Source organism: Longimicrobiaceae bacterium (assembly GCA_035936415.1).
Taxonomy (GTDB): Bacteria; Gemmatimonadota; Gemmatimonadetes; order Longimicrobiales; family Longimicrobiaceae; genus JAFAYN01.
Map to the genome: position 1 here is coordinate 1 of DASYWD010000377.1, position 3,282 is coordinate 3,282.

Genomic DNA, 3,282 nt, shown 5'->3' on the forward strand with positions numbered 1-3,282 from the left:
CTCTCCTCCAGGCGCGCGGCCCGCTTCTCCGTGTCGCGGAGCACGCGGAGCCGCTCGTCGACGCGGCGGTGCTGCTCGCGGTCGTAGCCGGCGGGGACCGCCTCCAGCTCCGCGGCCAGCGAGGCCCGGCGCTCCTCCCGCTTCGTCCGGTCCTCCCGCACGGTCTTCAGCTCGTCCACTGCCGCCTTGCAGCGCGTGTGCTTGCGCGCCTTGTCGTCCACCTGCTCCGTGAGCGACTTCAGGCGGCGCTCCAGCTCCGCCACGTCGTCGGGCTTGTCCTGTAGCTGGTCGGACCGATTCTTCCACCACTTCCCGTCCTGCACCACCTCCACCCACTGGTCCTGCAGCTCCTCCAGCAGGCGCTCGTAGTCCTCGCCGACCGGACGCCCGCAGGTGGGGCAGGCGCCCTCCGGACCGAGCTCCTCGATGTTCCGGATCTGCTCCTTCAGCGCGGTGCCTTCGTCCCGCTTGGTCTGCAGCTTGGTCTGTGCGTCCTGCCGGTCGCGGAGCCATGCCGTCTTCTTCTCGTCGAGCTCCTCCTCTGCCGTGGCACGCTCGGCACGAAGCTTCTCCAGCTCCTCCGCGTACTGGCGCTCCAGCTCCGGAGCCTGCTCCAGCTTCTCCAGCCGCTCCCGCGTACGCTCGAGCTCGGCGTCCAGCTCTGCCAGCTGCGCGGCGAGCGCCTTGCGGCGCTCTTCCTTGCGGGCCAGCTCCGCCATGCGCTCGCTCTCCGCGAACACCGCGGGGAGCTCCTCCAGCTGCACGCGGAGCGGCGCCAGATCACCCTCCGCCTTGGCGACGGCCGCCAGCTCGGCCTCGGCGCGGAGCACGTCGCGGCGCGCCCCCTCCCGCTCCCGCTCCGCCGCCTCCGCCGCGTGCGTCAGCTCCCGGAAGCGGTCGCGCGTGGCCTGCGCCTGCTGCCAGCGCGGCGCCAGCTCTCGCACCACCACCCCCGCCTCCTCCAGCGCCTCCTTCGCCTCGCGGTGCGCCGCGAGGGCATCCGCCACCCGCTGCTCCGCGGCCAGCCGGTCCGCCACGATCTCGTCCAGGTCGCCCAGGGCGGTGCGCAGCCCCTTGATCTCGTGGCGCAGCTCGTTGCGGCGGTTGCGCGTCAGGTCCTGCGCGCGGCGCAGCCGCTCGTAGCCCAGCACCTGCGACAGGAAGCGCCCCCGCTCCGCCGGGCCCATTGCGGAAAGGAACTGCAGCTCCTTCTGCCCGGTGAAGTAGGTGTTGAAGAACTCCTCCCGCGACATCCCGATCCGCCCCTGGAGGTAGGCGGTCGCGCCCCCCAGCGTGGCGGCCACGGGCGCGGCGCCGCCGTCCAGGTAGACCTCGGCGCTGTTCAGGGTGCGGACGACGCGGTACTCGTGGCCCCCCAGCCCGAACTCCAGCTCCACCTCCACGCGGGTGCGGGGGGCGGCGCGGTTGAAGCGGATGGTGTCGTTGGTGCCGCGGGCGGCGGGGGCGCCGTACACCGCCCATGCGATCCCCTCCAGGATGGTGGACTTCCCCGCCCCGTTGGGCCCGATGATCCCCGTGAGGCCGGGGCGGAAGAACACCTCGGTGTCGGCGTGCTGCCGGAAGTTGCGCAGGCGCAGGCGGATCAGGCGCATGGCGTCAGGCGTCCTCCGTGCGGTCCACGTAGTGCGTCCCCAGCTCCACCAGCCGCGCCCGCTCCAGCGTCTCGGAGCTGAGCGTCCAGTGCTTCGCCAGGTAGCTAGACACCTGCTCCTGCAGCGTCTGCCGGCGCACCGGCGCGCCGGAAGCCGCCATCCGGCGGATCTCCGGGGGGCGCGCGTCCACGTGGAAGTGGAGCGCCTCCGCCTTCCACTCGCGGATCCGTTTGTGGTTCAGCTCGCGCACCACCGGGCGGGGGATGTCGGTCACCACCAGGCGCACCATCTTCCCGGCGATCCCGCCGGGGACGCCCTCCACCGCGGCCCGGATCCGCTCGTCCGCCTCGGCGGCCGTGAGCCCCTTGGCGGAGAGGCGCGCCAGGTCCACCACCGGCCGCGTCTGCAGCGGGTGGAAGGTGGCGCGGCGACGCTCCGTGTCGTACTCCAGGAAGCCCTTGGGGCCCTCCGCCTCCATCCACACGTTGGTGGAGGTGCGCTCGATCCCCCCGGCGTACCACATGTTCGGGGCCAGTTCCGTGGCGATGTGGTAGTGGCCCAGCGCCACGTAGTCCCACCGCTCCGGGCCGATGTCGGTGTCCGCCACGACGGCGCCGCCGTACTCGGTCACGTAGCGCAGCTTCTGCTCGGCCACGCTCCCGCCCACGGTGCCGTGCAGCATCAGCACGTTGTGGCGCATGGACGGGTCCGGCTCCATCGGCACGGGGTCTCCGCCCTCCGCCGCCAGCGCGTTGTGGGGGAGGCAGAGGACCGAGGTCTCCACCTGGGGGAGGTGCACGGCGCGCGCCTCCTCCGCGACCACGTGGACGCCGGGGATCTCGCGGAACAGGGCGAGGATGTTCCCGGTGTCCGAGGAGCGCGGGGAGTCGTGGTTTCCGGCGATCAGCACCACCGGCACGTCCGGGAGTCCCTCGCAGAGCACGGAGAGCTGCCGGAACGCCTCGGCGATGGAGGCGTTGGAGGGGCGCACCGTGTGAAACACGTCCCCGGCGATCAGCACCAGCTCCGGCCGCAGCTCCACGGTGCGCGCCACGGCCCGGCGGAAGGCGTCGGCCACGTCCGCCTCCCGCACGTTCATCCCCCGGGGGGTGGCGCGGTGGTAGGCGCGGAAGCCCAGGTGCAGGTCGGCCAGGTGGACAATCTTCATATATCGCCGTACAACCGTTAGCTTGTCAGCATCGGAGGGGACGGTTCCGGCGCGGTCCGGAGCACCCTTCCTGATACCCCGAAAACCCCGCAACGCTCACGATTCCGCCGACCGGAACCATGGCGAACCAGAAGAAAAAGAAGCGCGACCCCGCGAAGATGCACCGGCAGATCCAGGACTCGCTCCAGGCGCTGCCGTACGCCGTCGCCGACCACGAAAAGCACGGCCGCAAGGGGAAGGCGTTCATGCTCAAGTACGTCGGCGCCCCGCTGCTCCGGATCATGAACAAGTTCCTCACCCGGCAGCGCTACAAGGGGAACGAGGGCGCCAAGCTGAAGCAGGCCGAGCTGGCGAAGCGGCACCTGGAGCAGCGCCAGCAGGCGCTCAAGCACGTGCAGGGCGAGATCACCAAGGCGCAGAAGGCGGCGCGGCGCGGCAAGCCGCGCTGAGCCGCCCGCCCGCTACGCCCCCTCGACTCCCGCGCCGCGCCCTCCCCCGGAG

At 72.0% G+C, this 3,282-nt stretch carries 3 protein-coding genes; 1 reads left to right on the top strand and 2 read right to left on the bottom strand.

Annotation, left to right across the window (positions count from 1 at the left end; genetic code table 11):
* A partial coding sequence (locus VGR37_15230) for an SMC family ATPase (GenBank protein ID HEV2148756.1) occupies positions 1-1,613 on the bottom strand: 1,613 nt, incomplete at its 3' end.
* A gap of 4 nt (positions 1,614-1,617) precedes the next feature.
* The gene (locus VGR37_15235; protein HEV2148757.1) at positions 1,618-2,781 is read right to left on the bottom strand and encodes an exonuclease SbcCD subunit D; all 1,164 of its coding nucleotides are present in this window, start codon (positions 2,779-2,781) and stop codon (positions 1,618-1,620) included.
* A 119-nt stretch (positions 2,782-2,900) separates the two neighbouring features.
* Here VGR37_15235 and VGR37_15240 point away from each other — a divergent pair, with 119 nt between their 5' ends.
* Positions 2,901-3,230 carry a hypothetical protein gene (locus tag VGR37_15240; protein ID HEV2148758.1) on the top strand — a complete coding sequence of 110 codons (330 nt, stop codon included), beginning with the start codon at positions 2,901-2,903 and terminating at the stop codon, positions 3,228-3,230.
* Positions 3,231-3,282 lie beyond the last annotated feature (52 nt).

What these genes read in the sequence shown, in the direction of transcription:
- VGR37_15240 (HEV2148758.1), top strand. Translation starts at nt 2,901, where the DNA reads ATGGCGAACCAGAAGAAAAAGAAGCGCGACCCCGCGAAGATGCACCGG.
- VGR37_15235 (HEV2148757.1), bottom strand. Translation starts at nt 2,781, where the DNA reads ATGAAGATTGTCCACCTGGCCGACCTGCACCTGGGCTTCCGCGCCTAC.